This window comes from Pseudoalteromonas sp. TAE56 (assembly GCF_000497955.1).
GTDB lineage: Bacteria > Pseudomonadota > Gammaproteobacteria > Enterobacterales > Alteromonadaceae > Pseudoalteromonas.
On sequence record NZ_AUTN01000065.1, the window covers coordinates 1 to 504 of the forward strand.

4 tRNA genes are annotated in these 504 nt (G+C 43.5%); all 4 read right to left on the reverse strand.

The window, feature by feature from the left end:
• Positions 1-34: 34 nt before the first annotated feature.
• A tRNA-Gln gene (locus L656_RS0104395) sits at positions 35-109 on the reverse strand.
• A gap of 38 nt (positions 110-147) precedes the next feature.
• Positions 148-232: transfer RNA gene (locus L656_RS0104400), tRNA-Leu, on the reverse strand.
• 71 nt (positions 233-303) lie between these two features.
• A tRNA-Gln gene (locus L656_RS0104405) sits at positions 304-378 on the reverse strand.
• 38 nt (positions 379-416) lie between these two features.
• Positions 417-501: transfer RNA gene (locus L656_RS0104410), tRNA-Leu, on the reverse strand.
• Positions 502-504 lie beyond the last annotated feature (3 nt).

Genomic DNA, 504 nt, shown 5'->3' on the forward strand with positions numbered 1-504 from the left:
ATTCTTTTATCCAACTTTCCTTGGTAGAAGAAGTTGGCTGGGATACCAGGATTTGAACCTGGGAATGCCAGGATCAAAACCTGGTGCCTTACCGCTTGGCGATATCCCAACAAAGAATTCTTTATAATTTTAGTTCTTATAAGAACATGGTGCGGAAAGAGAGACTTGAACTCTCACAACCGAAGTTACTGGAACCTAAATCCAGCGCGTCTACCAATTCCGCCACTCCCGCATCAACAATTTGCCAATTTAAACTCTAAGCTAGAGCAATTCTTTTATCCAACTTTCCTTGGTAGAAGAAGTTGGCTGGGATACCAGGATTTGAACCTGGGAATGCCAGGATCAAAACCTGGTGCCTTACCGCTTGGCGATATCCCAACAAAGAATTCTTTATAATTTTAGTTCTTATAAGAACATGGTGCGGAAAGAGAGACTTGAACTCTCACAACCGAAGTTACTGGAACCTAAATCCAGCGCGTCTACCAATTCCGCCACTCCCGCATC